The sequence below is a fragment of the Hypnocyclicus thermotrophus genome (genome assembly GCF_004365575.1).
Taxonomy (GTDB): Bacteria; Fusobacteriota; Fusobacteriia; order Fusobacteriales; family Fusobacteriaceae; genus Hypnocyclicus; species Hypnocyclicus thermotrophus.
The window spans coordinates 133,899-158,176 of the sequence record NZ_SOBG01000004.1 but is presented as its reverse complement, the minus strand read 5'-3'; the positions used below and the strand labels follow the sequence as shown (position 1 = coordinate 158,176).

The 24,278-nt window shown below is 25.0% G+C and carries 24 protein-coding genes; 20 read left to right on the top strand and 4 right to left on the bottom strand.

Features of this window, described 5'->3' with window-relative positions; all coding sequences use genetic code 11:
* Positions 1–19: 19 nt before the first annotated feature.
* Positions 20–1,411 (bottom strand): aminotransferase-like domain-containing protein, encoded by a 1,392-nt coding sequence (locus tag EV215_RS05515; protein ID WP_166667359.1) that lies wholly within the window; start codon positions 1,409–1,411, stop codon positions 20–22.
* A 152-nt stretch (positions 1,412–1,563) separates the two neighbouring features.
* On the opposite strand from EV215_RS05515, the gene pdxS reads away from it, so the two are divergent.
* Both pdxS and pdxT read left to right on the top strand, forming a co-directional pair.
* Positions 1,564–2,442, top strand: a complete 879-nt coding sequence (gene pdxS, locus EV215_RS05510) for a pyridoxal 5'-phosphate synthase lyase subunit PdxS (protein ID WP_134113004.1) — start codon at positions 1,564–1,566, stop codon at positions 2,440–2,442.
* A 1-nt stretch (position 2,443) separates the two neighbouring features.
* Positions 2,444–3,019: a pyridoxal 5'-phosphate synthase glutaminase subunit PdxT gene (gene pdxT, locus EV215_RS05505; RefSeq protein WP_134113003.1), complete on the top strand. Its 576-nt coding sequence runs from the start codon at positions 2,444–2,446 to the stop codon at positions 3,017–3,019.
* Positions 3,020–3,081: 62 nt separating this feature from the next.
* On the opposite strand, the gene EV215_RS05500 is transcribed toward pdxT, so the two are convergent.
* Positions 3,082–3,291, bottom strand: a complete 210-nt coding sequence (locus EV215_RS05500) for a DUF1858 domain-containing protein (protein WP_134113002.1) — start codon at positions 3,289–3,291, stop codon at positions 3,082–3,084.
* 76 nt (positions 3,292–3,367) lie between these two features.
* Complete coding sequence (locus tag EV215_RS05495; protein WP_134113001.1) at positions 3,368–4,327, bottom strand: KpsF/GutQ family sugar-phosphate isomerase; 960 nt, start codon at positions 4,325–4,327, stop codon at positions 3,368–3,370.
* A gap of 164 nt (positions 4,328–4,491) precedes the next feature.
* Here EV215_RS05495 and EV215_RS05490 point away from each other — a divergent pair, with 164 nt between their 5' ends.
* Both EV215_RS05490 and coaE read left to right on the top strand, forming a co-directional pair.
* Positions 4,492–5,280 (top strand): lysophospholipid acyltransferase family protein, encoded by a 789-nt coding sequence (locus EV215_RS05490; protein ID WP_134113000.1) that lies wholly within the window; start codon positions 4,492–4,494, stop codon positions 5,278–5,280.
* Positions 5,280–5,867: a dephospho-CoA kinase gene (coaE, locus tag EV215_RS05485; protein WP_134112999.1), complete on the top strand. Its 588-nt coding sequence runs from the start codon at positions 5,280–5,282 to the stop codon at positions 5,865–5,867. Before EV215_RS05490 ends, coaE begins: the two co-directional genes overlap by 1 nt.
* A gap of 44 nt (positions 5,868–5,911) precedes the next feature.
* Here the strand turns inward: coaE and EV215_RS05480 are convergent, their stop codons facing one another.
* Positions 5,912–7,090 (bottom strand): YfbR-like 5'-deoxynucleotidase, encoded by a 1,179-nt coding sequence (locus EV215_RS05480; protein WP_134112998.1) that lies wholly within the window; start codon positions 7,088–7,090, stop codon positions 5,912–5,914.
* Positions 7,091–7,435: 345 nt separating this feature from the next.
* Here EV215_RS05480 and trpS point away from each other — a divergent pair, with 345 nt between their 5' ends.
* From trpS to mnmA, 16 genes are all read left to right on the top strand, one after another.
* Positions 7,436–8,410 carry a tryptophan--tRNA ligase gene (gene trpS, locus EV215_RS05475; protein ID WP_134112997.1) on the top strand — a complete coding sequence of 325 codons (975 nt, stop codon included), beginning with the start codon at positions 7,436–7,438 and terminating at the stop codon, positions 8,408–8,410.
* Positions 8,411–8,537: 127 nt separating this feature from the next.
* Entirely contained in the window at positions 8,538–9,803 is a 1,266-nt protein-coding gene (locus EV215_RS05470) for an MFS transporter (RefSeq protein ID WP_134112996.1), read from the top strand.
* Between the two features lie 295 nt (positions 9,804–10,098).
* A complete protein-coding gene (locus EV215_RS05465; RefSeq protein WP_134112995.1) occupies positions 10,099–10,590 on the top strand; it encodes a PTS sugar transporter subunit IIA in 492 nt (163 codons plus the stop codon).
* Positions 10,591–10,622: 32 nt separating this feature from the next.
* Positions 10,623–11,996: an N-acetylglucosamine-specific PTS transporter subunit IIBC gene (gene nagE / locus EV215_RS05460; protein WP_134112994.1), complete on the top strand. Its 1,374-nt coding sequence runs from the start codon at positions 10,623–10,625 to the stop codon at positions 11,994–11,996.
* Between the two features lie 209 nt (positions 11,997–12,205).
* On the top strand, positions 12,206–12,943 hold the full coding sequence (locus EV215_RS05455; protein WP_134112993.1) for a GntR family transcriptional regulator: 738 nt from the start codon (positions 12,206–12,208) through the stop codon (positions 12,941–12,943).
* Positions 12,944–12,951: 8 nt separating this feature from the next.
* On the top strand, positions 12,952–13,761 hold the full coding sequence (gene murQ / locus EV215_RS05450) for an N-acetylmuramic acid 6-phosphate etherase (RefSeq protein WP_134112992.1): 810 nt from the start codon (positions 12,952–12,954) through the stop codon (positions 13,759–13,761).
* A gap of 3 nt (positions 13,762–13,764) precedes the next feature.
* Entirely contained in the window at positions 13,765–14,919 is a 1,155-nt protein-coding gene (nagA, locus tag EV215_RS05445) for an N-acetylglucosamine-6-phosphate deacetylase (RefSeq protein WP_134112991.1), read from the top strand.
* 87 nt (positions 14,920–15,006) lie between these two features.
* Positions 15,007–15,822 carry a glucosamine-6-phosphate deaminase gene (gene nagB, locus EV215_RS05440; protein WP_134112990.1) on the top strand — a complete coding sequence of 272 codons (816 nt, stop codon included), beginning with the start codon at positions 15,007–15,009 and terminating at the stop codon, positions 15,820–15,822.
* A gap of 263 nt (positions 15,823–16,085) precedes the next feature.
* A complete protein-coding gene (locus EV215_RS05435; RefSeq protein WP_134112989.1) occupies positions 16,086–17,021 on the top strand; it encodes a PstS family phosphate ABC transporter substrate-binding protein in 936 nt (311 codons plus the stop codon).
* Positions 17,022–17,137: 116 nt separating this feature from the next.
* Complete coding sequence (pstC, locus tag EV215_RS05430) at positions 17,138–18,037, top strand: phosphate ABC transporter permease subunit PstC (RefSeq protein WP_208320347.1); 900 nt, start codon at positions 17,138–17,140, stop codon at positions 18,035–18,037.
* Between the two features lie 2 nt (positions 18,038–18,039).
* Positions 18,040–18,897, top strand: a complete 858-nt coding sequence (gene pstA / locus EV215_RS05425; protein WP_134112987.1) for a phosphate ABC transporter permease PstA — start codon at positions 18,040–18,042, stop codon at positions 18,895–18,897.
* A gap of 46 nt (positions 18,898–18,943) precedes the next feature.
* Positions 18,944–19,705: a phosphate ABC transporter ATP-binding protein PstB gene (gene pstB / locus EV215_RS05420; RefSeq protein WP_134112986.1), complete on the top strand. Its 762-nt coding sequence runs from the start codon at positions 18,944–18,946 to the stop codon at positions 19,703–19,705.
* Positions 19,706–19,847: 142 nt separating this feature from the next.
* On the top strand, positions 19,848–20,522 hold the full coding sequence (locus tag EV215_RS05415; RefSeq protein WP_134112985.1) for a phosphate signaling complex PhoU family protein: 675 nt from the start codon (positions 19,848–19,850) through the stop codon (positions 20,520–20,522).
* 3 nt (positions 20,523–20,525) lie between these two features.
* Positions 20,526–21,203, top strand: a complete 678-nt coding sequence (locus EV215_RS05410) for a response regulator transcription factor (protein WP_134112984.1) — start codon at positions 20,526–20,528, stop codon at positions 21,201–21,203.
* 560 nt (positions 21,204–21,763) lie between these two features.
* A complete protein-coding gene (locus EV215_RS05405; RefSeq protein WP_134112983.1) occupies positions 21,764–22,861 on the top strand; it encodes a sensor histidine kinase in 1,098 nt (365 codons plus the stop codon).
* 354 nt (positions 22,862–23,215) lie between these two features.
* Positions 23,216–24,268, top strand: coding sequence for a tRNA 2-thiouridine(34) synthase MnmA (mnmA, locus tag EV215_RS05400; RefSeq protein WP_134112982.1), 1,053 nt, complete (start codon positions 23,216–23,218; stop codon positions 24,266–24,268).
* Positions 24,269–24,278: the final 10 nt, after the last annotated feature.

Sequence of the window (24,278 nt, the reverse complement as noted above, 5' to 3'; positions counted from 1 at the left end):
AAAAAATAGTACAAAAATATCATTTTTTTAATACAGAATAATTGTAAATACATTTTTTTAAAATGTTTATAGCATCTAAAATTTTTTCTTTTTCAATTGAAGAATAGCTAACTCTTATATAATTTGAGAAAATATATTTATGATGAAAAATATTTCCTGGAATTATAGCTAAATTATGTTTTAAGCATATTTCATAAAGTTTCTTACTATCCATCCAATTAGGAAGTTTTATCCAAAAATAAAAACCCCCTTCAGAATTGTTTAAAATTTCTATTTGTTCTATTTGTTCTAGATTTTCTTTAAAAAATTTATATTTTTTTTCATAAAATATTTTTAATGAGTTTTTATAACGTTCAAAATCAATTTTTTTAAGAAATTTATAAAAAAATTTTTGGATAAATATAGAAGGAGAAGTTTCTATATTTAATGTGTTAATATTATTTGGAATAGTTACATAAGATAATCTTATGCCAGGTAAAAAAATTTTTGAAAAACTAAATAGATAAAAAACGTTAGTGTTATTAAAATCAAAACTTTTTAAAGTATTTAATTTTTTATTAAATGATATATCAGAAAGTACATCGTCTTCTATAATATAAAATTTATATTTTTTAGCTAAATTAATTAGTTCTTTTTTTTTGGTATCAGTAGTTATTATATTAGTAGGATTGTTAAAATTTGGAATAGTATAAAGAAATTTTATTTTTTCTTGTTTAAGCAATGATTTAAATTTTTCGATATTTATACCATTTTTTTCAAGTGAAATAGATATTATTTGTATGTTATATTTTTTAAATATAGATAATGCATTTGGATTAGTGTATCCTTCAACTACTATTTTATCTCCAGGTTTTAATAATTTTTTACAAATAATATCAAGTGCATGAGTACTACTAGAAAGAATTTTAATTTTATCAATATTATTTATTCTATGTTTTGAATAAAATTTTTCGACTATAAGTTTTTTTAGAGTTTTGTCACCGTCAATTTCACTATAAAAAAACATATCTATACCATATTTATTAAATGAATCATTTATTGAATTTTTTAAAATATGAAGTTTAAAAAATGAGCGATCAGGATAACTATTAGCAAGGTCATAATATCTTTTAATATTTTTATTAAAATTCATATTTACTATATCAATTTCTACATTTTTATCAATATTTTCAAATTCATTACTTACATAACAGCCACTACCAGTAATTTTATAAATATAATTTTTTTCTTCTAATAAATCATATGCTTTCATAACAGTAGCAGGATTTACATTTAACTGTTTTGCTAAAGTTCTAATAGATAAAAGTTTTGAATTAGATTTTAGTTCTCCGTTTTCAATTCTTTTTTTAATTTCATCAAATATTTGAACATATAATTTTTTATTATTTTTTAAATTAATTTTTATATTCAATTTAATTCTCCTTTTCTTTATTTTATAGTTAAGCAATGGTTTCTAAAAATTAAATTGTACTAGTACAATCGTAAAGTTTTTTAATTGACTTTTTATATATTTATAATACAATTATATAAAATTGTATTATAAAATTTCAAGGGGGAATTAATATGAATAATAGATATGAATTAAATAAAAATTTAGCACAAATGCTAAAAGGCGGAGTAATAATGGATGTTACTAATGCAGAACAAGCGAAAATAGCAGAAGAAGCAGGAGCTTGTGCTGTAATGGCATTAGAAAGAGTACCAGCAGATATTAGAGCAGCCGGAGGAGTAGCTAGAATGTCAGATCCTAAAATGATAAAAGAGATACAAGAAGCAGTATCAATACCAGTAATGGCAAAAGTAAGGATAGGTCATTTTGTAGAAGCTCAAATATTAGAGGCGTTAGAAATAGATTATATTGATGAAAGTGAAGTTTTAACTCCAGCTGATGATAAATATCATATAGATAAAACAAAATTTAGTGTGCCATTTGTATGTGGGGCAAAAAATTTATCAGAAGCACTTAGAAGGATAGCAGAAGGTGCTTCAATGATTAGAACAAAAGGAGAACCAGGAACAGGTGATGTAGTAGAAGCAGTAAAACATATGAGAGCAATGAATAGTGAAATGAGTAGAATAAAATCATTAAATGAAGATGAATTATATAATGCAGCAAAAGAACTTCAAGTTCCATTAGAATTATTAAAATATGTACATAAACATGGTAAATTACCAGTAGTAAATTTTGCGGCAGGAGGAGTAGCGACTCCAGCCGATGCGGCTCTTATGATGCAGCTTGGTTGTGATGGAGTTTTTGTTGGTTCTGGAATATTTAAATCAGGAGATCCAAGAAAAAGAGCACAAGCAATAGTAAAAGCAGTTACACATTATAATGATCCAAAAGTTTTAGCAGAAATATCAGAAGATTTAGGAGAAGCAATGGTAGGAATAGGAATTCATACTCTTAGTGAAGATGAAAAAATGGCTAAAAGAGGGTGGTAGTATGAAGATAGGAGTATTAGCACTCCAAGGAGCTTTTATTGAGCATATAAATATTTTAAGAAATTTAAATGTAGAAGCTATAGAAATAAGAAAAAAAGAAAAATTAAATGAAATAGATGGACTTATAATTCCTGGAGGAGAAAGTACAGCTATTGGAAAACTTTTAGTAGATTTAAATATAAAAGATAGTTTGATAGAAAAAATAAAAGAAGGTTTACCAATATTTGGAACATGTGCAGGACTTATATTACTTGCAAAAAAAATTGTGAATGATGATAAAATTCATTTAGGAGTAATGGATATAGTAGTAAGAAGAAATGCATATGGAAGACAATTAGGAAGTTTTTATACAGAAGAATATGTAAAAAATATAGGCGAAAAAATTAAAATGACTTTTATAAGAGCACCATATATTGAAGCTGTTGAAAATAATGTAGAAGTTTTATCACAAGTAAATGGACATATAGTGGCAGCAAAGCAAAATAATATTTTAGTTACTTCATTTCATCCAGAACTTACAGATGATAATAGGGTTCATAAATATTTTATAAAAATAGTAAAAGAAAATAAAAAATAAATTAGTGTAAAAAAAATGACAAAAAAGCTGTTGAAATTTTTTCAACAGCTTTTTTATTTAAATTATTTATTAGCTTCTTGTTTTGAAATGATGTCATTTATTTCTGCAATTATTGCATCAGCGTTTAATCCATGAGAAGAAATTCCTTCTCCTAAACTTTCTCCAGATGCAACCATACATCCGATACAACCAAGACCATATCTTTGGAATACTTGAGCAATTACAGGGTATTTTTGAACAGCTTCTAATATATTACTATCTTTAGTTACCATTATTAAATCCTCCTTATTATTATTATAAAAAATTATAACATATTTTTATTTGCAGGTCAATATTTTGATTATCAAATTATACAGAAACTTTTAATAAATCATGAATACGTACAAGCCCAACAAGTTTTTTATTGTTAAGTACTGGGAGTACAGAAATTTGACTTTCTCTATTTTCCATAAGTTCTAAAGCTTTTATAGCCATATCATTTTCAGTTATATAAGTAAAATTTTTTGTCATGATATCATTTGCGATATAGTTAAAAAAATTCTCTTTATTTTTTAATGCTCTACGTATATCGCCTTCGGTTATAATACCAACCATAATATCATTTTCTACTACACATACAGCTCCAAGATTTTTATTTGTCATCTCAATAATAATTTTATCAATAGGAGCATTAGAGTTAACAATTGCTAAATTATTAGATTTATGCATTACATCATTTACTTTTAATAATAATCTTTTTCCAAGAGCTCCTCCAGGATGATAAATAGCAAAGTGTTCTGGCTTAAAATTACGCAATTTAATAAGAGTAGCAGCTAAAGCATCACCCATAACTAAAGTAGCAGTAGTAGAAGAAGTAGGAGCTAAATTAATAGGACAAGCTTCTGTTTCAACGCCAATATTAAGTATACAATTGGCTTCTTTTGCTAAAATGGACTTCTTATTGCCAGTAAGAGCAATAAGAGTAGCACCTATTTTTTTGATTGAAGGAATAATTGAAATTACTTCATCGCTATTTCCACTATTTGAAATAGCTAGTACAATATCATCTTTACTTATCATTCCAAGGTCACCATGTATTCCTTCGGCAGCATTCATAAATACTGCTAAAGTTCCAGTAGAAGCAAAAGTAGCAGCAATTTTTTTACCGATAATTCCAGATTTTCCTATACCAGTTACAACAACTTTTCCTTTAGAATTAAGAATTAAATTTATTGCTTTTTCAAATGAATTATCTAATTTATTTTTTACTTTGTTTAATTCATTAATTTCAATTTCAAAAATCTCTTTTGCAAATTTGAGTATATCCATGTTTAATCCTCCTAATTTTTAATTGTATATATAGATTATTGATTACTTTTATAAATATAGTATTATTCTACATAAAATAATACTATATTTAATAAAAATAATCTAGTGCAAAGAAAAATAAAATTATGATATAATAAGAAATAAAAATTAAGTGGGAGGTTTTTATGAAGAAATATTTTGAAGGCAATACATACACAACACCAGTTAATAAAAAAAGATTTTTGCTAGATAGATTAGTATTTAATACAAGAGTAGCTTTTTTTTGGAAATATAGTAAAATAGTTTTAAATTGTAGAAAGTTAGCATTAAAAGGAATTTACAATACAGAAAATTGGGCAAAAACTTCTTATGATATATTTCAATTAATAGAAGGGTCTGGAGGAAGGTTTGAGATATCAGGATTAGAAAATTTAGCAAAATTGGATAAACCAGTAGTATTTATAAGTAATCATATGAGTACGTTAGAAACTATGGTTTTTCCATCAATTATAGCACCTTATTTAGAATGTACTTTTGTTGTAAAGGATACTCTTTTAACATATCCTTTTTTTGGACCAGTAATGAAAGCTAGAGATCCTATAGCAGTAAGTAGAGAAAATTCAAGAGAAGATTTAATAAAAGTAATAAATGAAGGTGTAAAAAAATTAAAAAATGGTATATCAGTAATAATATTTCCCCAAAGTACAAGAACAGTAGAATTTGATCCTAAAAAATTTAATTCATTAGGAATAAAATTAGGAAAAAAAGCAAATGTAGATGTAGTACCTATAGCAATAAAAACTGATTTTTGGGGAAATGGGAAATATATTAAAGATTTTGGGAAAATAGATAGAAGTAAAAAAATATATATTAAATTTGGAAAAAAAATTTCTATAGAGGGGAATGGAAAAAAAGAGCATAATCAAATAATAGAATTTATAGAAAAAAATTTAAAAATATGGAGTGAAGAGTAATGATATTAGGGCTTACAGGTGGTATAGCTTGTGGCAAATCTGAAGTAAGTAAAATTTTTATGGAGTTGGGATTAGTTGTAATTGATGCTGATAAAATTTCTCGTGATGTTTCTAAAAAAAAAGAAGTAATCAAAGAGATTGAAAAGGAATTTGGTAGTAAAGTAATAAAAAATGATGAAGTAAATAGAGAAGTTTTAGGAAAACTTATATTTGATAATAAAGAATTAAGAGAAAAATTAAATGGAATAATGCATCCCAAAATTATTAATGAAATAAAAAATCAAATAAAATTAAACAATGATAAAAAAAATCTTATATTAGATATTCCACTTTTATTTGAAGTTAAATTAGAATATTTATGTGATAAAACTTTGCTTATAATATCAAATAAAGAGTTACAAATAGATAGATTAATGAAAAGAGATAATATTTCTAGAGAATATGCAATAAAAAAAATAGAATCACAAATGAGTTTAGAAGAAAAGAAAGAATTAGCTGATTTTATTATAGATAATAGTATTAGTAGAGAGGAATTAAAAGAAAAAATAATATTATTTTATAATAAATATTTAAAAAAAAATCCGTAGATTCAAACTACGGATTTTTTTATTAAACTAAATTAAGAATAAAGTTAAAAATCAAGGTATAATTTCCCAATATTGATATTAGCTATTTTTTTATTTTTATATTTTTCACTTATACTTGTAATAGCAGACTTTAAAGGTTTTGAAGATATTCCATATTCAATTGATTGATAAGCTTCGATAAAAGCTGATAATTCATCACAAATTTTTACAATTTCACCATCAATAGCATTATAATTATCATCATTATATTTTTCTTGTATTTCATCAGTAGAAACAGTTTGCCATTTATTATCAATAAAAACACGACTTTCAAATTCATTTTCAGAGAAAAGTTTAATTTCATCTAAGCCATAATCGATAAATGGATATAATTCTTCTTCGGCTATCTCATTTTCAATATTTTTTATTATATCTGGGAGTTCTAAAGTGGCTCTTTTTACAGGTGAAATTATATCACGAGTAACAGATTCCATTAAATCATGAAAAAGTGCTGTAAAAAAATTATTTCTTATTCTACTTTGTGAAGCATTTAAAGATGTAGAAATAATAAATGTAAGGGATGCTACATACATACTATGACCAAGGACAGATGTTCTAGGAACTCTAGGCGATTGATTCCATCTTTCTTGATACCTTAAATATTGAATTATTTTAATAAGTTCTTCAAAATTTTTGTTTTGAGTGAGAAATTTATATGAAGCCAAATTTTTAAATCTTGTTAAATCATTAAAAATTTTATTTAAAATAGGATCAACTCTATCATCTAAATTTTGTTTTTTTAATATTTCTAATTCTATTTTTGTAGAATATTTATGAGCTAATTTTAAAATTTTTAAAGTAAGATTATTAATAGGTTCATCAAGTATGTAGTTTTGAAATTTTTCAAAAAGATTTTTATCTAAATATACTTCGTATTGTGCTGTTGCCCATTTATTAAGTTCTTTATATGCAGTAGGATTTTTAAGTTTAATTCGTTTAGCAACAGGTGATTTTATATCTGATAAAGAGATTTTTTTTAATAAATCAAAAAAACCTGATTCAATAAGCTGGTTCCAATCAATAATATTTCCTTGTTCTTCTTCATATTTACCTAAAAAATATGCTATCATCATTTTAAGTGCATGTCTATCCATTTCTGTAAATTCAATTGGTCTAATAAAATCATTCCATCTATTCAAAGAAAAACCTTCAAATAATTTTAGTAAAAAACCTTTATTTAACATAGCTCACCTCTTTTATAATTTTTATACTTTTTAATATTTTACTAAAAAAGATGAAAAAATCCTTTAAATAAAATAAAAAGAGGAAGTAACTGGGGATTACATTCCTCTTTTTATTTCATGGTTTTTGTTTAGGGAGTCACACAACCAATAATGTGGACAAATTATATATCGACTTTATTTTTACTAATCTTTAATATTTTTTATAAAAAAATATTAAAATTGTCGAATTTAAATAGGGTCATATATCAATAGAAAAATTTATATAAATAAAAATTAAAAAATTGAATTTGAAAAAAATACTATTAAATGATAAAATATCTTAAAAAATAGGAGGTATTATTTATTATGAAAAGAAGCTTGTCTGGTATACAACCAAGTGGTATTTTACATATAGGAAATTATTTTGGAGCAATAAAGCAATTTGTGGATAATCAACATGATAATGAAGGGTTTTATTTTATAGTAGATTATCATGCATTAACATCACTTCAAAATGCAGAACAACTTAGAAAAAATGCATATGATGCTGTTTTAGATTTTTTAGCATTAGGGCTTGATCCAGAAAAATCGACTATTTATTTGCAATCAGATGTACCTGAGTGTACAGAGCTTGCTTGGATATTATCAAATGTAAGTCCTATGGGACTTTTGGAAAGAGCTCATTCATATAAAGATAAGATAGCAAAAGGAATATCTCCAAATGTAGGACTATTTACTTATCCTATACTTATGGCAGCAGATATTTTACTTTATGATGCAGATATAGTACCAGTGGGAAAAGATCAAAAACAACATCTTGAAATGACTAGAAATATAGCAATAAAATTTAATCAAACTTTTGGAGAAGTATTTAAACTTCCTGAACCTCAAATAATAGAAAGTTTGGCAGTAGTGCCTGGAACTGATGGACAAAAAATGAGTAAATCTTATGGAAATACTATACAAATGTTTGCATCTAAAAAAGAATTAAAAAAACAAGTAATGGGAATAGTAACAGATTCAACACCTTTAGAAGAGCCTAAAAATCCCGATAATAATATAACAAAATTATATGAATTATTTGCTACAAAAGAAGAAGTAGAAGAAATGAAAAATAAATTTTTAACTGGTGGATATGGTTATGGACATGCTAAAAATGAATTATTAGCAAAAATATTAGAATATTTTGGAGAAGCAAGAGCCAAAAGAGAAGAATTAATTAAAAATCCGGAATATGTACAAAAAGTGTTAAAGCAAGGAGCAGAAAAAGCAAGAGATATAGCTAGTAAAAAAATGATAGAAATAAAAAAATCTGTAGGATTATCCGGAAATATATATTAGAAAGAAATTTAATCCATAAAAGCAACTTATGTTTTTATGGGTTTTTATTTTAAAATTATATTTAATATGGTATATTTATAATAGTAGAAAATAATTATTTGATAAAATAAAAATAAGAGGGGGAAACATGGCAAAATTAACAAAAGAAGAAAAAAGCTGGGTAATATATGACGTAGCAAATTCAGCGTTTACACTTATTTTAATAACTACTATTATGCCTATATTTTTTAAAGATTTTGTATCAAAAGGTATCGATAGTGCTATATCTACAGCAAATTGGGGATACGCGAATTCTTTTGCTTCTTTAATCTTAGCTTTAATAGCTCCTATTTTAGGTACTTTTGCTGACTATAAAGGATATAAAAAAAGATTTTTTTCAATATTTTTATTACTAGGATTATTAGCTACTTTACTTCTTATTAGTATTAATCAAGGAGAATGGATAAAGTGTATAATATTTTTTGTAATTGCAAGAGTTGGATGGGCTGGAGCGAATATATTTTATGATGCATTTCTTACTGATGTATCTAGAGAAGAAAATATGGCAAAAGTATCAGCTTATGGATTTAGTTGGGGATATATAGGTAGTGTTGTACCATTTATAATTACTATTATACTTGTAATAATATTAAAAAAAGATGGAGAGATAATTTCGCCAATAGCCTCAAAGCTTAGTTTTTTTATAGTATTTTTATGGTGGGGATTATTTTCTATACCAATGTTAAAAAATACAAAGCAAAATTATTATGTAAAAATAAATAAAAATGAAAATATTTTTACTCAAAGTTTTAAAAGGTTTTTTAAAACATTTAAAGAGATAAAACATTATAAAAATATTATGTTGTTTTTATTTGCATATTTCTTTTATATTGATGGAGTAAATACGATTATTAGTATGGCATCAGCATATGGAAGAGATGTAGGTCTTTCTGTAATATCTCTCATATTAGCTATACTCATGATACAGATAGTGGCATTTCCAGCAACGCTTTTATTTGGAAAATTATCAGACAAAATATCACAAAAAACTCTTATTTTTATTGCGATTTTAATATATATTATAATTACATTTTTAGCATTTAAATTGCCTAATTTTGAAAGTATTAATATAAAAATTAAATTGTTTTGGATATTAGCATTATTAGTTGCTCTTTCGCAAGGAGGAGTACAATCAATAAGTCGTTCAATATATGCGTCACTTATACCAAAGGAAAAATCTACAGAATTTTTTGGATTTTATAATATATTTGGGAAATTTGCTACGATTCTAGGTCCATTTTTAATGGGAATAGTAAGTACATATACAGGTAGTTCTAGATATGGAGTGCTTAGTATAATGTTTTTATTTTTAATAGGAATAGGATTTCTTTCATTTGTAAAAATAAATAAATAAATATAGCGCTTTTGAAATACACATATAAATTTTAGGTTAATTTATATGTGTATTTTTTTATTTTAAATTTTAATTATAAATTTTAAATTTTATCATCTAAAAATTTATAAAGTTAAGATTTTTTTATAAAATATAATATAACCTTAAAAAATAAAGGTTATAGAGTGTTTAAGTGAAACAAAATAACGAAAATTCGAACAAAAAATATTAAAAAATATTGACAAATATAAAAATAAATGGTATATAATTGGTATAGACCACTATATAATTATAAAAAGTTTTGGGAGTGAAAAAAATGTTTAAGAAGTTTTTTAAGAAAAAAGAAAATGTAGTAGAAGTATATTCTCCACTTGATGGAGAAGTAATTCAATTAGAAAAAGTTCCTGATGATGCTTTTTCTTCAAAAATAATTGGTGATGGCATTGCAATTATTCCAAATGGAGATACTATATATGCTCCATTTGATAGTGAAGACATTAGTATATTTGATACGAAACATGCTGTATCATTCCAAAAAGGTGATATAGAATTAATAGTGCATTTTGGAATTGATACTGTAAAATTAAATGGAGAAGGATTTAGTAAACTTGTATTAAAAGATGAAGGAAGTGTAAAAAAAGGAGAAAAACTAATAGCATATGATTTGAATTTTATTAAAAATAAGGCTAAATCAATAATTTCTCCCATAGTAGTTTCATCTATGGATGAAATAGATGAGATATTTGATATTAAATATGGAAAAGTGAATGCATTAGAACCAATATTTAAAATAAGATTAAAAAAGTAGAGCTTTATCAAAATAAAAAAGGAGTGAATTAAATGAAAGTATTTTCAAAATTTCAAGCATTAGGAAAAGCACTTATGATGCCAATAGCAGTTATGCCAATAGCGGCAATATTATTAAGACTTGGAGTACTATGGAATATGCCATTTGTTACATCAGCAGGTGGAGCAATATTTGAAAATTTACCAATTCTATTTGCAATAGGTGTGGCGATAGGATTAGCAAAAGATAATGCAGGAGCAGCAGGGCTTGCAGGAGTTGTAGGAAATTTTGTTATATTAAATGGAGCACAAGCAATCAATAAAAATATTAACATGGGAGTATTCTCTGGAATTATAGCTGGTCTTGTAGCTGCTTATATGTACAACAAATATCATAAAATTGAACTTCCAGAATTTTTAGGATTCTTTGGTGGAAGAAGATTTGTACCAATAATAACTTCATTAGCATGTATAGTTTTAGCAGCTGTTTTTGGATATGTTTGGCCTTCTATTCAAAATGGATTAGATACAGTAGCTAGATGGATGATGGGAACAGGATCAATAGGCTTATTCTCATTTGGAGTTTTAAATAGATTACTTATTCCTACAGGACTTCATCATATTATTAATTCTATGGCATGGTTTACTTTTGGAAGTTTCGATTATTTAAAAGATGGAGTACAAGTGGTAGCAAATGGAGATTTACATAGATTTTTTGCAGGAGATCCAAATGCTGGAATATTTATGACAGGATTTTTCCCAATAATGATGTTTGGTCTTCCAGCAGCAGCATTAGCAATGTATACAACTGCTAAAAAAGAAAATAAAAAAAGAGTAGCAGGAGTATTATTTAGTGTAGCATTTACTGCATTTTTAACAGGGGTTACAGAACCAATTGAATTTATGTTTATGTTTTTAGCGCCAGGTCTTTACTTAATTCATGCAATACTTACAGGAATATCGATGGCACTTACAGCAGCAATGGGAATACGTCATGGATTTGGTTTTTCAGCAGGAGCAATAGATTACTTTTTAAATATGAATCTAGCTACTAAAGGATGGTTATTAATACCTGTTGGTCTAGTATTTGGATTAGTTTATTATTTTATATTTGTATTTACTATAAAGGCATTTGATTTAGCTACTCCAGGTAGAGAAGATGATATGGAAGATATTGAAGAAGAAAGAGGTACTTCAAGTAATTTATCAAGAAAAGTATTAGAAGCTTTAGGTGGAAAAGAAAATTTAACTTCTGTAGATTCATGTATTACTAGACTTAGATTAGAAGTGAAAAATCAAGATATTATTAATGAAAATGAATTAAAAAGATTAGGAGCAAAAGGAGTATTGAAACCAAGTGCCACATCAGTTCAAGTAATATTTGGAGCAAAAGCTGAAATTATAGCTCAAGAGATAAGAAAAATGTAAGTTTAAAATTTTTTAAATAATTTCAGGGGATTAAATTTTAATCTCCTGAAACTTTAAAATTCTCTATAAAGTAAGTTGTTTTTTTATTTATAATTTTATATAAATAAAAATCTCTTTATGAATTTTCAACAGATTAAAACATTTACATTGAACCTTTAATAAAAATCTCTTATAATTTATAAATAAGAATTACTTAGGAGGAAGTAATAATGGGAATATTAACTAAAAATAGTGTAATACCACTTTATTATCAAATAATTGAAAATATAAAAAATGTAATAAGAGATGAAGAGTTGAAACCCGGAGATACTATTCCATCTGAAAGAGATTTGAGTAAAAAATATGGTGTTAGTAGAATGACTGTAAATAAAGCTATTTCTACACTTGTAGATGAAGGGATACTTTATAGAGAAAAAGGAAAAGGTACCTTTGTAGCAGAACCTAAAAAACAACAAGAACTTTTTTATCTTAAAAGTTTTACTGAAGAGATGAAAGAAAAAGGTTTTTCTACAAGTACAGAAATTTTAGAATTTAAAATAGAAAATGTTACATTTGAATTAAGAGAAAAATTAAAAATAGATTCTAAGATAGAAAGAATAATAAAAATAAAAAGAATAAGAAATGTAGAAAATGAACCATTTGCAATAGAAACCGCGTGGATTCCACTAAAATATTGTCCAGATCTCACAAAAGAAAAATTAGAAGGTGAATCACTATACTCAATATTAGAAAGAGAATATAAATTGAAACCGCTTTATGCAAGACAATCAATAAATCCTATTAAAGTAAAGAAAAAAGAAGCTAATTTATTAAAAATAAGATCAGGGGAATTAGCTCTGTTATTTAATAGAAAAACTTATATTGAAAATAATGAAATAATAGAATATACAGAAACTATTAATAGAACTGATAAATATAGTTATGAAGTAATCTTAAAACATAAATAGGAGAAAATATGAGTATAGATAGAAATAAAAAAACAATAAATATTGATAAAGCTAGTAGTCTTGAAATAGTTGAAATGATGAATGAAGAAGATAAAAAAATAGCTTTTGAAGTAGAAAAATCTAAAAATATCATTGCAAAAGCTATTAATGAAGTAACAGATATAATAAAAAATGGCGGAAGAATGGTATATATAGGAAGTGGAACAAGTGGTAAATTAGCTGTAATTGATGCATCAGAATGTCCTCCAACATTTGGTATAAATGATAATACTATAATTGCCTTGATATCTGGAGGAAGAGAAGCAATATCATACTGGAAAGAAGAAACAGAAGATAATAGAGAGTTAGCAATAAATGATTTGAGAGAGATAGGATTTTCAAATAGAGATGTATTAATTGCTGTATCTGCTAGTGGAAATACTCCATATGCTATTGAAGGAATAAAATTTGCTAATCAAATAGGTGCAAAAACATTATCAATATTTTGTAATAAAAATGGAAAAATGAAAGAAATATCTAATATTCCTATTTTAATTGATGTAGGACCTGAAGTAATAGCGGGCTCTACTAGATTAAAGGCGGGAACAGCTCAAAAAATGGTATTAAATATGCTCAGTACAGGTGTAATGATAAAACTTGGTTATGTATATAGTAATCTTATGATAAATGTAAAACCAATAAATAAAAAATTAAAAGAGCGTGTAGTAGATATGGTAAATATTGTTACTAATGAAGATAAAAATAAAATTAAAAAAATATTAGAAAGAAATGGATATAATGCTAAGGATGTCATAAAAGCATTGAAAAAAGGTGAATAAAATATGAAAGCTTTAATTAATGGAAATATCATTTTAAAAGATAAAATATTAGAGCAACACGTAATTATATTTAATAAAAAAATATTAGATATTTTAACTTTTAATGATTATAAACAAAAATATAAAAATATAGAAGAAATAGATGTACATGGTAAATATATATCAGCAGGATTTATAGATATTCATATACATGGTGCTAATAATAGTGATGTAATGGATGGTACAAGAGAATCACTTGAAAATATTGCAAAAACAATTGCTAAAAATGGTGTAACTGGATTTTTAGCTACTACAATGACTATGTCTAGAGAAGATATATTAAAAGCACTTAAAAATATAAAAAATAATATAGATATAGATAGTGGTGCAAAAATACTTGGTACACATCTTGAAGGCCCGTTTATTAACGAAAAATATAAAGGTGCTCAATCTAGTGATTATATATTAAATCCTGAATATAAACTTATTGAAAATTATACAGATATAATAAAAATAATTACATATGCACCTGAAAAAGATAAAAATTTTGAATTCACACATAAAATGTGTAATTGTCATAAAGATATTACTTTATCTATAGGGCATAGTAATGCTACATATAATATAGCAATGGAAGCAATACAAAAAGGTGCTAGACACATAACGCATTTATTTAATGCTATGACAGGACTACATCATAGAAATCCTGGAATTGTAGGAGCTGCATTTAATAGTGATGTTAGTTGCGAAATTATTGCTGATAATATACATATAAACCCTGCAAATTATCATATAGTTTTCAAACAAAAATCAAAAGATAAAATAGTATTAATAACGGATTCTATGAGAGCAGCTTGTCTAAAAAGTGGAAAATATGATCTTGGAGGACAAGATGTATATGTAGATGAAAAAGCTGCAAGACTTGAAGATGGTACTTTAGCTGGAAGCATACTTAGATTAAATAATGCAGTAAAAAATATTCATGATGAAATAGATATATCACTTGTGGATTTAATAAATTTAGTTACTTTAAATCCGGCAAAAATAATAGGAGTAGATAATATAAAAGGAAGTATAAAAAAAGATAAATATAGTGATTTTGCTATATTTGATAAAGAATTCAACGTTGATATGACTATTGTAGAAGGGAAAATAGTATACAATAAAGGTAAAAAATAAAAATTAATAAATTTATTATTGTTTTGAATAACTTATAATTTCATTTTTAATAGTTAAAAAAACTTTAATAAAAATCAGGAGGAAGAAATGAGATTAATAATTTCAGATAGAATGAGTGAATGGGCAGCATTATATGTGGCTAAAAAAATAAAAAAAGCAACCAAAAAAGAACAAAAATTTGTATTAGGTCTACCTACAGGAGGAACACCTCTTAAAATGTATGAAAATTTAATAAAATTATATAAGGAAGGATTAATTTCATTTAAAAATGTATATACATTTAATATGGATGAATATGTAGGTATACCAGAGGAACATCCAGAAAGTTATCATACATTTATGTATAAAAACTTTTTTAATCATATAGATATACCAAAAGAAAATATTCATATTTTAAATGGAAATGCCCCTGATTTAATAAAAGAGTGTGAAGAATATGAAGAAAAAATGAAAAAATTGGGAGGAATAGACCTATTCATAGGTGGAGTTGGTTCTGATGGCCATATAGCATTTAATGAACCTGGTTCATCATTATCTTCAAGAACAAGAATAAAAACTTTAAATAAAGATACTCAAATAGCAAACTCAAGATTTTTTGATAATGATATAGATAAAGTACCAAAAACAGCTCTTACAGTAGGAGTAGGAACTATACTTGATTCAAAAGAAGTACTTATATTAGTAAGTGGATATAATAAAGCATTGGCACTTCAACAAGGAGTAGAAGGAAGTGTAAATCATATGTGGACAATTACAGCACTTCAAACTCATAAAACAGCTATAATTGTATGTGATGAAGATGCAACAGCTGAATTAAAAGTAAAAACAGTAAAATATTTTAAAGAACTTGAAGAAGAAAATCTTGATATAGAAAAATTTAAAAGTGTAGTACAAAATATTTAAAATTTATTAACAACCCTAAAAATAAACAGATACCTACCTAATTAATCCTATTTATAGAAATAGGAAGTAAAATCCGTCGATAAATTTCGGCGGATTTTTTATTATAATTTTTATTTTTTACAAATATTTTACATTAACTTTATAACTGATTTACATCTTTACTATACAATACTATTGTAGCTTGAGAGGGAATTAAAAAATTAAAGAAATTGAAATCTTAAGTTAAAAAATAAATTTATTAAAAAAACTCAGGAGGGAATTTTATGAAAAAAATATTAGCTTTAGTAATGGCAGTAGTAGTACTTTCAACAAGTGCTTATGCAGGATTATTTTTTAGCAAAAAACAAGATAAAAACAGATTATCAGGGGAAATAGTAATAGATGGATCATCAACTGTTTATCCAATAACAGAAGCAATGGCCGAAGAATTTAGAGCAGAAAATAGAGATGTAAGAATATCTGTTGGAGTATCTGGTTCTGGAGGTGGATTTAAAAAATTTACAGTAGGAACTACTGATATTAGTGATGCATCTAGACCAATAAAAAATAAAGAAGTAAAAATAGCAAAAGAAAATGGAATAGAATATGAAGAAATAGCAGTAGCATATGATGGATTATCAGTGTTAGTAAATAAAGATAATAATTTTGTTGATTATTTAACAGTAGAAGAATTAAAAAAAATTTGGAAATCAGGAAGTAATGTAAAGTATTGGTCAGATGTAAGAGAAGGATGGCCAAAAGAAGAAATTAAATTATATGGTCCAGGACCTGATTCAGGAACATTTGATTATTTTACAGAAGAAATAAATGGTGAAAGTGGAAATATTAGAAGTGATTATACACCAAGTGAAGATGATAATGTATTAGTACAAGGAATAGTTGGAGAAAAAAATTCTTTAGGATTTTTCGGATTTGCTTATTACTATGAAAATAAAGATAAAATGAAAGTAGTCCCTATTGATAGTGGAAAAGGTGCAGTAGAACCAAATCATGAGACTATAATGTCAAAAGAATACTCGCCGCTTTCAAGACCTTTATTTATATATATAAATAAAAAAGCATTATCAGAAAAACCACAAGTAAAAGCTTTTGTAAAATTTTATTTAGAAAATGCTATGGATATAGTTCCTGAAACAGGATATGTGACATTGCCACAAGAAAAATATGATGAGCAATTATCTAAATTAGGATTAAAATAAAGCTATAATTTTTCCCTAAAATACATATATATTTTAGGGAAACCCCATTTTTTGTATTTTTTGTAGAAATTCCCTGAGTATAATTTTTATAGATGAAGTTTAAGGAGGAAATTATTTTGAGTAAAGATACAGTAAAAAAAAGAGCATATTTTATGGATAAATTAATTAGATATATGTTAGTTATATTTTCATTAATATCTATAATTACAACAATTTTAATAGTTTTTACTTTATTTGGAGAATCATTTGTATTTTTTAAAGAAGTATCAATAAAAGAATTTTTAACAGGAACATTATGGAGTCCAGTTATAAAACCACAAAAATTTGGAGTGTTACCATTATTAGTAGGTTCATTATTGATAGCAATTATATCTGGAATTATATCAATTCCAATAGGATTGGGAAGTGCTATATATTTAAGTGAATATTCTTCCGATAAGCTAAGAAAAATATTAAAACCTATATTAGAAATTTTAGCAGGAATTCCATCAATAGTTTATGGATTTTTTGCACTTACATTTATTACACCATTATTTAGACGAATTATTCCTAATTTAGAGATTTTTAATGCACTTAGTGCAGGAATAGCGGTAGGAATAATGACTATACCAATGGTAGCATCACTTAGTGAAGATGCAATGAGAGCAGTTCCAAATGCAATGAGAGAAGGTGCATATGGACTTGGTTCTACAACATTTGAAGTATCTACCAAAGTAGTAATACCGGCAGCATTATCTGGGATAGTATCATCATTTATATTAGCTATTTCAAGAGCTATTGGTGAAACGATGATAGTTGCCATTGCAGCAGGAGCAAATCCTAGTTTAAATTTTAATCCATTAAAAACAATTCAAACTATGACAGGATTTATGGTAAATGTAAGTTTAGGAGATATTCCTCATGGTTCTATAGAATATAGAACTTTATTTGCTGTTGGTGCTTTATTATTTATTATGACATTTATAATGAATATAATTGCAAAAGTAGTTATAAATAGATATAGGGAGGAATATTAAAGATGCTAAATAGAGTAAAAAGAAGAAAATTAATTGATAATATATTTAAGAATATAGTTTTTTTATGTACTATGTTTGGAGTAGTAATATTAGTGGTACTTATGTTTGATATACTTAGAAAAGGACTTGGTTGGATAAATTTAAATTTCTTAACACATTTTCCTTCAAGATTTCCTAAAAAAGCAGGTCTTGCTTCAGCAATTGTAGGAACTAGTTGGATAATAACTTTAACAGCACTTATAGCCTTTCCACTTGGAGTAGGAACAGCACTTTATTTAGAAGAATATGCAAATAAAACAACAAAGTTTTTTAAAATATTAGAGCTTAATATAGCAAACCTAGCGGGTGTTCCATCGATAGTATATGGAATGTTAGGATTATCAGTATTTGTTCAAATGTTAGGATTTGGAAGAAGTATATTATCGGGAGCTTTTACATTGGCATTACTTATTTTACCAGTAGTTATAGTATCAGCTCAAGAAGCGATAAAAGCTGTACCAAATTCAGCAAAAGAGGGAGCTTATGCACTTGGCATGACAAAATGGCAAATGATAAAATGTGTGGTATTACCTTATGCAATGCCAGGAATGCTTACAGGAAGTATATTAGCACTTTCAAGAGCAGCAGGAGAAGCTGCACCATTAATAGTTGTAGGAGCAGCTGCTTATGTACCATTTTTTCCAAAAAATATATTTGATATATTCACAGTAATGCCTATTCAAATATATAACTGGACTTCGAGACCTCAAGAAGATTTTCAGTACATCGCAGCAGCAGGAATTATAGTACTTATGATATTACTTCTTAGTGCAAATGGATTAGCAATATATTTAAGAAATAAATATCAACAAGATATATAAAAATCAAAAAATAGTTTATCTAAAATTAGTATGAAAGGATTGAAGAATGAAAAATAATTTAAGGTTAGAGGTTAAAAATTTTAGTTTTTATTATGGAAGTTTTCAAGCATTAAAAAATATAAATATGAATATAGAAAAAAATAAAGTGACAGCTCTTATAGGACCTTCTGGTTGTGGGAAATCTACTTTTCTTCGTTCTATAAATAGAATGAATGATTTGATAGAAGGAGTAAAATATGAAGGAGAAATTTTATTAGATGGAGAAAACATATTTAATAAAGATTATGATATTGTAGACCTTAGAAAAAAAGTAGGAATGGTATTTCAAAGACCAAACCCATTTCCAAAATCAATATATGAAAATATAGTATATGGACCGAGATTACATGGAGAAAAAAATAAAAATAAATTAATGGAAATAGTAGAATCAAGTTTAAAAGCAGTAGCACTATGGGACGAAGTAAAAGATAAATTACATAAATCAGCACTCGGTTTATCAGGAGGACAACAACAAAGACTTTGTATAGCTAGAGCGATTGCTGTAAAACCAGAAATTTTACTTATGGATGAACCAACTAGTGCACTTGATCCTATCTCAACATCAAAAATAGAAGAACTTGTGAGAGAGTTAGAAAAAGATTATACTATTATTATAGTAACACATAATATGCAACAAGCAGCAAGAATATCAGAGTATACTGGATTTTTCTACCAAGGTGAAGTAGAAGAATTTGATAAAACAGAAATAATATTCACTAATCCTAAAAATAAAAAAACAGAAGATTATATTACTGGAAAATTTGGATAAAAAAATATAAAATTATATATATAATTTTATAGAGTAAGGTTATAAAACTATATAAAAATTTAGTGTATAAAATAAAAATAATTTTAATTGATATTTTATTAAGTAAGAGATAAAATATAAGAGGATAAGGAGAATAAAAACTATGAGAAATTTAGAGCAAACACTTAATATAATAAATGAAAAAACAGTCGAAATGATAAAAAAATCAATTAGAGGACTAGAGATAATAGATATTATATTAAAAAAAGGTGAATTTGATAAATCTTTATATGGGGAATCAAAACTTTTAGAAGAAGATTGTGATGATTTAGAGCTTGTATTAGATGAATTAATTGTAGAAACAATAGCTAGATTTCAACCAGCAGCAGGGAATCTTAGATATTTAGTTGGAGTACTTCAAATTGTTACAGATCTTGAAAGAATAAGTGATCTTAATACTGGAATATTAAAGCTTATAAAAAGAAGTGTAAGAGATGAAAATATGTTAAATAAAACAGTTTTAGAAATTTTAGAAAATATGTCTGCAAAAGTTTTAAAAATTTTTAAGACTTTTGAATTAGCATTTATAGAAAAGAAAATAGAAAATACATATTTTGTATTTGGATTAGATGATGAAATAGATGATCTTAGAGATGATTGTATAAAAACAGTAGAAGAATTAGTAAAAAAAGATATAAATTTTGTATCTAAAGCTAGTAAAGTTATTGTAGTAGCACAAAAATTTGAAAGAATAGCAGATATTATACAAAATTTATCAGAAAATTATGTATATATAAGAAAAGGTGATGTATTAAAACATCAAACTATGGGAGAATAAACTATGAAAATTTTAGTAATAGAAGATGATGGTGAGATTAGAACACTAATAACATATTTTTTAAGAAAAGAAAATTATGAAATAGAAGAAGCTGATAATGGATTAGATGGACTAAAACTCGTAAAAACTTTTAATCCTGATTTGATAGTATTAGATTTAATGCTTCCAAATTTAGATGGAATAAATTTAACTGAGATGATTAGGAAAATGCCTGAAAAATATGGTAATCCTTATATAATAATGCTTACAGCAAAAACAGAGATAGAAGATGTTTTAAAAGGATTAGACATTGGTGCAGATGATTACATGAAAAAACCATTTGATCCAAGAGAACTTTTACTTAGAATAAAAAAATTATTAAATAGAGGAAAGAAAATATCCGATTCTATAATAAAATATGGTGATATAGTAATAGATAAAAATAAATATCAAGTAACAGAACATGGAAAAGAAATAATATTATCTAAAAAAGAATATGACTTGCTTTTATTTTTAATAAAAAATAAAGGAATTGTATTAACTAGAGAAAAAATACTTAATAAAGTATGGAGCTCAAATTATTACTCTGGAGATAGATCAGTAGATGTATATGTGGGTAAAATTAGAGATAAATTAAAATCTATATCTCATAATATAAAAACTATAAAAGGAGTAGGATACCGATTAGACGAAGAGAATTAATAATATTTATTTTACTATTTATTTTTCAAGGACTTTTTTTATACAAAGATTACAGTAGTTTTAAAAAAGAGACTATTAATATTGTAAAAAAAGATTTAGAGAATACAGCATGGAGTATATCAAAATATTTTGATATAAATGGAGTAAAAGATTTAGAAAATATAAGGATTTTTACTAAAAATAGAGTAACAATAATAAAAACAAATGGAGAAGTATTATTTGATACAGATTCAAATACCAAAGAATCTCATAAATATAGACAAGAAGTACAAGAAGCGATAAACAATGAACAAGGATTTAGTATAAGAAAAAGTAAAACACTTAATAAAACATTAATTTACTATTCGATATTATATTCTAATGAAATAATAATACGAGCAGCAGTACCATATAATATTATTTTTGTTCCATTACAAAAACAAATTTTTCAAAAAGTATTTTTATATTTATTATTAAATATATTTTTAATATTTGTATATAATTATATATTAAAAAAATATTATATTAATAAAATAAAAGAGATAAGAGAAGTAATTGAAAGTGGCGATATTCCTAAATCAATGTATTTAAAAGAAGATATAGAGCTTAATGAATTTTGGAAAGTAATAAAAGAATGGCAGAAAAAAAATTTAAAAAATATTGAAGAACTAAAAAAAGAAAAAGTGAAATTAGATAAGCTTATATCTCTTATTGATATAGGAGTTATAATGTTTGATGAAGAGAAAAATATATTGGCCTATAATAGAGAGTTTAAATACAGTTTTTTTAATAATTTAAATACATTAAAGTATTATGAAAAAATAGAAAATTTAGATATAATTGAAGTATTAAATCAACTCTATAAGAATAAAAAAAGATTAAGCAAAGAAATATTTTTGACAGATTATAAAAAATATTATTTTATAAAAGGAAGATATTTAAAAAATGAAAAACTTTACATTTTATCTGCAAGAGATATAACTCAAAGCAAAGAAATAAAAGAAATAGAAAAAAGGTTTATTTCTAATATAAGTCATGAGCTTAAAACACCACTTACAAATATAAAAGGTTATCTTATAGCACTTCGAGATGAAAATGATGAAATCATAAAAAATAATTTTTTAAATATTGCAGAAAATAACATAGAAAAGTTAGAAAATATTATACAAGATTTTTTAAATATTCAAAAAATAGAAGCAAGTAATGTATTAAATAAATATCCTACTAATATAGATAATTTATTTAAAGATATATTAGAAATTTTAGGAAATATAATAGAAAAGAAAAATGTAGATTTTAAATACGAGCTTAAACTTCGTGGAAAAGAACCAATATTAAATATAGATAGAGAGAAAATAAAAGTTTTATTAAAAAATCTTATTGAAAATGCAATTATATATAATGATAAAGAGAATCCAATAATAAGGGCTAGAGTAGAAGAAGAACAAAATTATATAAATATATATGTAAGTGATAATGGGATTGGTATACCAAAAGGTGAGATTAAAAATATATTTGATAGATTTTATAGAATAGATAAAGCAAGAACAACAAACAAAGCAGGAACAGGATTAGGATTATCAATTGTTAAAGAGATAACAGAACTTTATTCTGGAATTATAGATATAAGAAGTCAAGAAGGAGAAGGAACTACCTTTAAAATAAAATTATTAAAATAAGCTAAATTATAAAGATTTAGCTTATTTTTTTTATTAGTATCATTAAGATATAAGGTATAATTAATATTATGTAATAAAGTTTAATATACTTAAATCTTTTATAAAATATATGGATACTAAAAATTTTAGTAATAAAAAATATTTGAATAAAAATTAGTAAATATTATAATAAATAATTGGAAAGATATATTACAATTCTGGAGAAAGATATAAATAGATAAAACTATATAAATGTGATATAATTTCATAAAACGTCTTATCAAAATAAAGACTATTAATTAAAATAAAACAATGAAAAAGTAAAAATTAAATAATGTATACTATTAATATTTAAGTTAAAAATTAGGAGGAGAATTGAAGAAAGTAGTAGTAGGAATGAGTGGTGGTATAGATAGTTCTGTAGCAGCATTACTATTAAAACAACAAGGGTATGAAGTAATAGGAGTTACATTAAAACATTTAGATTCAAATGAAGAAGGAACATGTTGTTCTTTAGATGATATATATGATGCAAAGACAGTTTGTTATAATTTAGGGATACCTCATTTTGTATATGATGTAAAAGATGAATTTAAAAAAGAGGTAATAGAATATTTTATTGATGGCTATAATAGAGGTATAACTCCTTCGCCATGTGTAATATGTGATGAGAAAATAAAAATACAAAAACTTTATGAAATAGCTAAAAAACTAGGAGCAGAACATATAGCTACTGGTCATTATTCAAATGTAGAATATGTAAAAGAATATAATAGATATTTATTAAAAAAAAGTAAAAATGATAAAAAAGATCAAACATATATGTTATATAGAATAAATGAAGATATTTTAAAAATTATGTTATTTCCACTTAGTGATTATACAAAAGATAGAGTAAGAGAAATAGCAAAAAAAAATCAAATTAAAATATATCAAAAGCCAGATAGTCAAGGAATATGTTTTGCAAAAGATGGATATATAAAATTTTTAAAAGAAAATTTAACAGATGTAAATGAAGGAAATTTTGTTGATAAGGAAGGAAATGTTTTAGGAAAACACAAGGGATATCAATTTTATACTATAGGACAAAGACGAGGATTAAATTTAAAATTACCACATGCATATTTTATAATAGATATTATTTCTGAAAAAAATGAAATATTGTTAGGAGAATTTAAAGATTTATTATTAAAAGAAATTGAAATAATAAATTATAAATTTTGTGTGAATATAGATGAATTATTAGGTAAAAAACTTGTTTTTAAACCAAGATTTTCAAGTGATGGAGTAAAAGGAGAATTATATAAAAAAGGAAGTAGAGTTTTTATAAAATATGATGAAAAAAATGCACAAAATTCAAAAGGACAGCATATAGTTATTTATGATAATAATTATGTTATAGGTGGAGGAGAAATAAAATTTATATAAAGAGGTGTAA

Coding starts and splice junctions, on each gene's coding strand:
- trpS (WP_134112997.1), top strand. CDS start 7,436: ATGAAAAGAAGCTTGTCTGGTATACAACCAAGTGGTATTTTACATATA.
- pdxT (WP_134113003.1), top strand. CDS start 2,444: ATGAAGATAGGAGTATTAGCACTCCAAGGAGCTTTTATTGAGCATATA.
- EV215_RS05415 (WP_134112985.1), top strand. CDS start 19,848: ATGAGAAATTTAGAGCAAACACTTAATATAATAAATGAAAAAACAGTC.
- EV215_RS05410 (WP_134112984.1), top strand. CDS start 20,526: ATGAAAATTTTAGTAATAGAAGATGATGGTGAGATTAGAACACTAATA.
- murQ (WP_134112992.1), top strand. CDS start 12,952: ATGAGTATAGATAGAAATAAAAAAACAATAAATATTGATAAAGCTAGT.
- nagA (WP_134112991.1), top strand. CDS start 13,765: ATGAAAGCTTTAATTAATGGAAATATCATTTTAAAAGATAAAATATTA.
- nagE (WP_134112994.1), top strand. CDS start 10,623: ATGAAAGTATTTTCAAAATTTCAAGCATTAGGAAAAGCACTTATGATG.
- pdxS (WP_134113004.1), top strand. CDS start 1,564: ATGAATAATAGATATGAATTAAATAAAAATTTAGCACAAATGCTAAAA.
- coaE (WP_134112999.1), top strand. CDS start 5,280: ATGATATTAGGGCTTACAGGTGGTATAGCTTGTGGCAAATCTGAAGTA.
- EV215_RS05465 (WP_134112995.1), top strand. CDS start 10,099: ATGTTTAAGAAGTTTTTTAAGAAAAAAGAAAATGTAGTAGAAGTATAT.
- EV215_RS05500 (WP_134113002.1), bottom strand. CDS start 3,291: ATGGTAACTAAAGATAGTAATATATTAGAAGCTGTTCAAAAATACCCT.
- EV215_RS05470 (WP_134112996.1), top strand. CDS start 8,538: ATGGCAAAATTAACAAAAGAAGAAAAAAGCTGGGTAATATATGACGTA.
- pstB (WP_134112986.1), top strand. CDS start 18,944: ATGAAAAATAATTTAAGGTTAGAGGTTAAAAATTTTAGTTTTTATTAT.
- EV215_RS05435 (WP_134112989.1), top strand. CDS start 16,086: ATGAAAAAAATATTAGCTTTAGTAATGGCAGTAGTAGTACTTTCAACA.
- EV215_RS05495 (WP_134113001.1), bottom strand. CDS start 4,327: ATGGATATACTCAAATTTGCAAAAGAGATTTTTGAAATTGAAATTAAT.
- nagB (WP_134112990.1), top strand. CDS start 15,007: ATGAGATTAATAATTTCAGATAGAATGAGTGAATGGGCAGCATTATAT.
- EV215_RS05480 (WP_134112998.1), bottom strand. CDS start 7,090: ATGTTAAATAAAGGTTTTTTACTAAAATTATTTGAAGGTTTTTCTTTG.
- EV215_RS05455 (WP_134112993.1), top strand. CDS start 12,206: ATGGGAATATTAACTAAAAATAGTGTAATACCACTTTATTATCAAATA.
- pstA (WP_134112987.1), top strand. CDS start 18,040: ATGCTAAATAGAGTAAAAAGAAGAAAATTAATTGATAATATATTTAAG.
- EV215_RS05405 (WP_134112983.1), top strand. CDS start 21,764: ATGTATTTAAAAGAAGATATAGAGCTTAATGAATTTTGGAAAGTAATA.
- EV215_RS05490 (WP_134113000.1), top strand. CDS start 4,492: ATGAAGAAATATTTTGAAGGCAATACATACACAACACCAGTTAATAAA.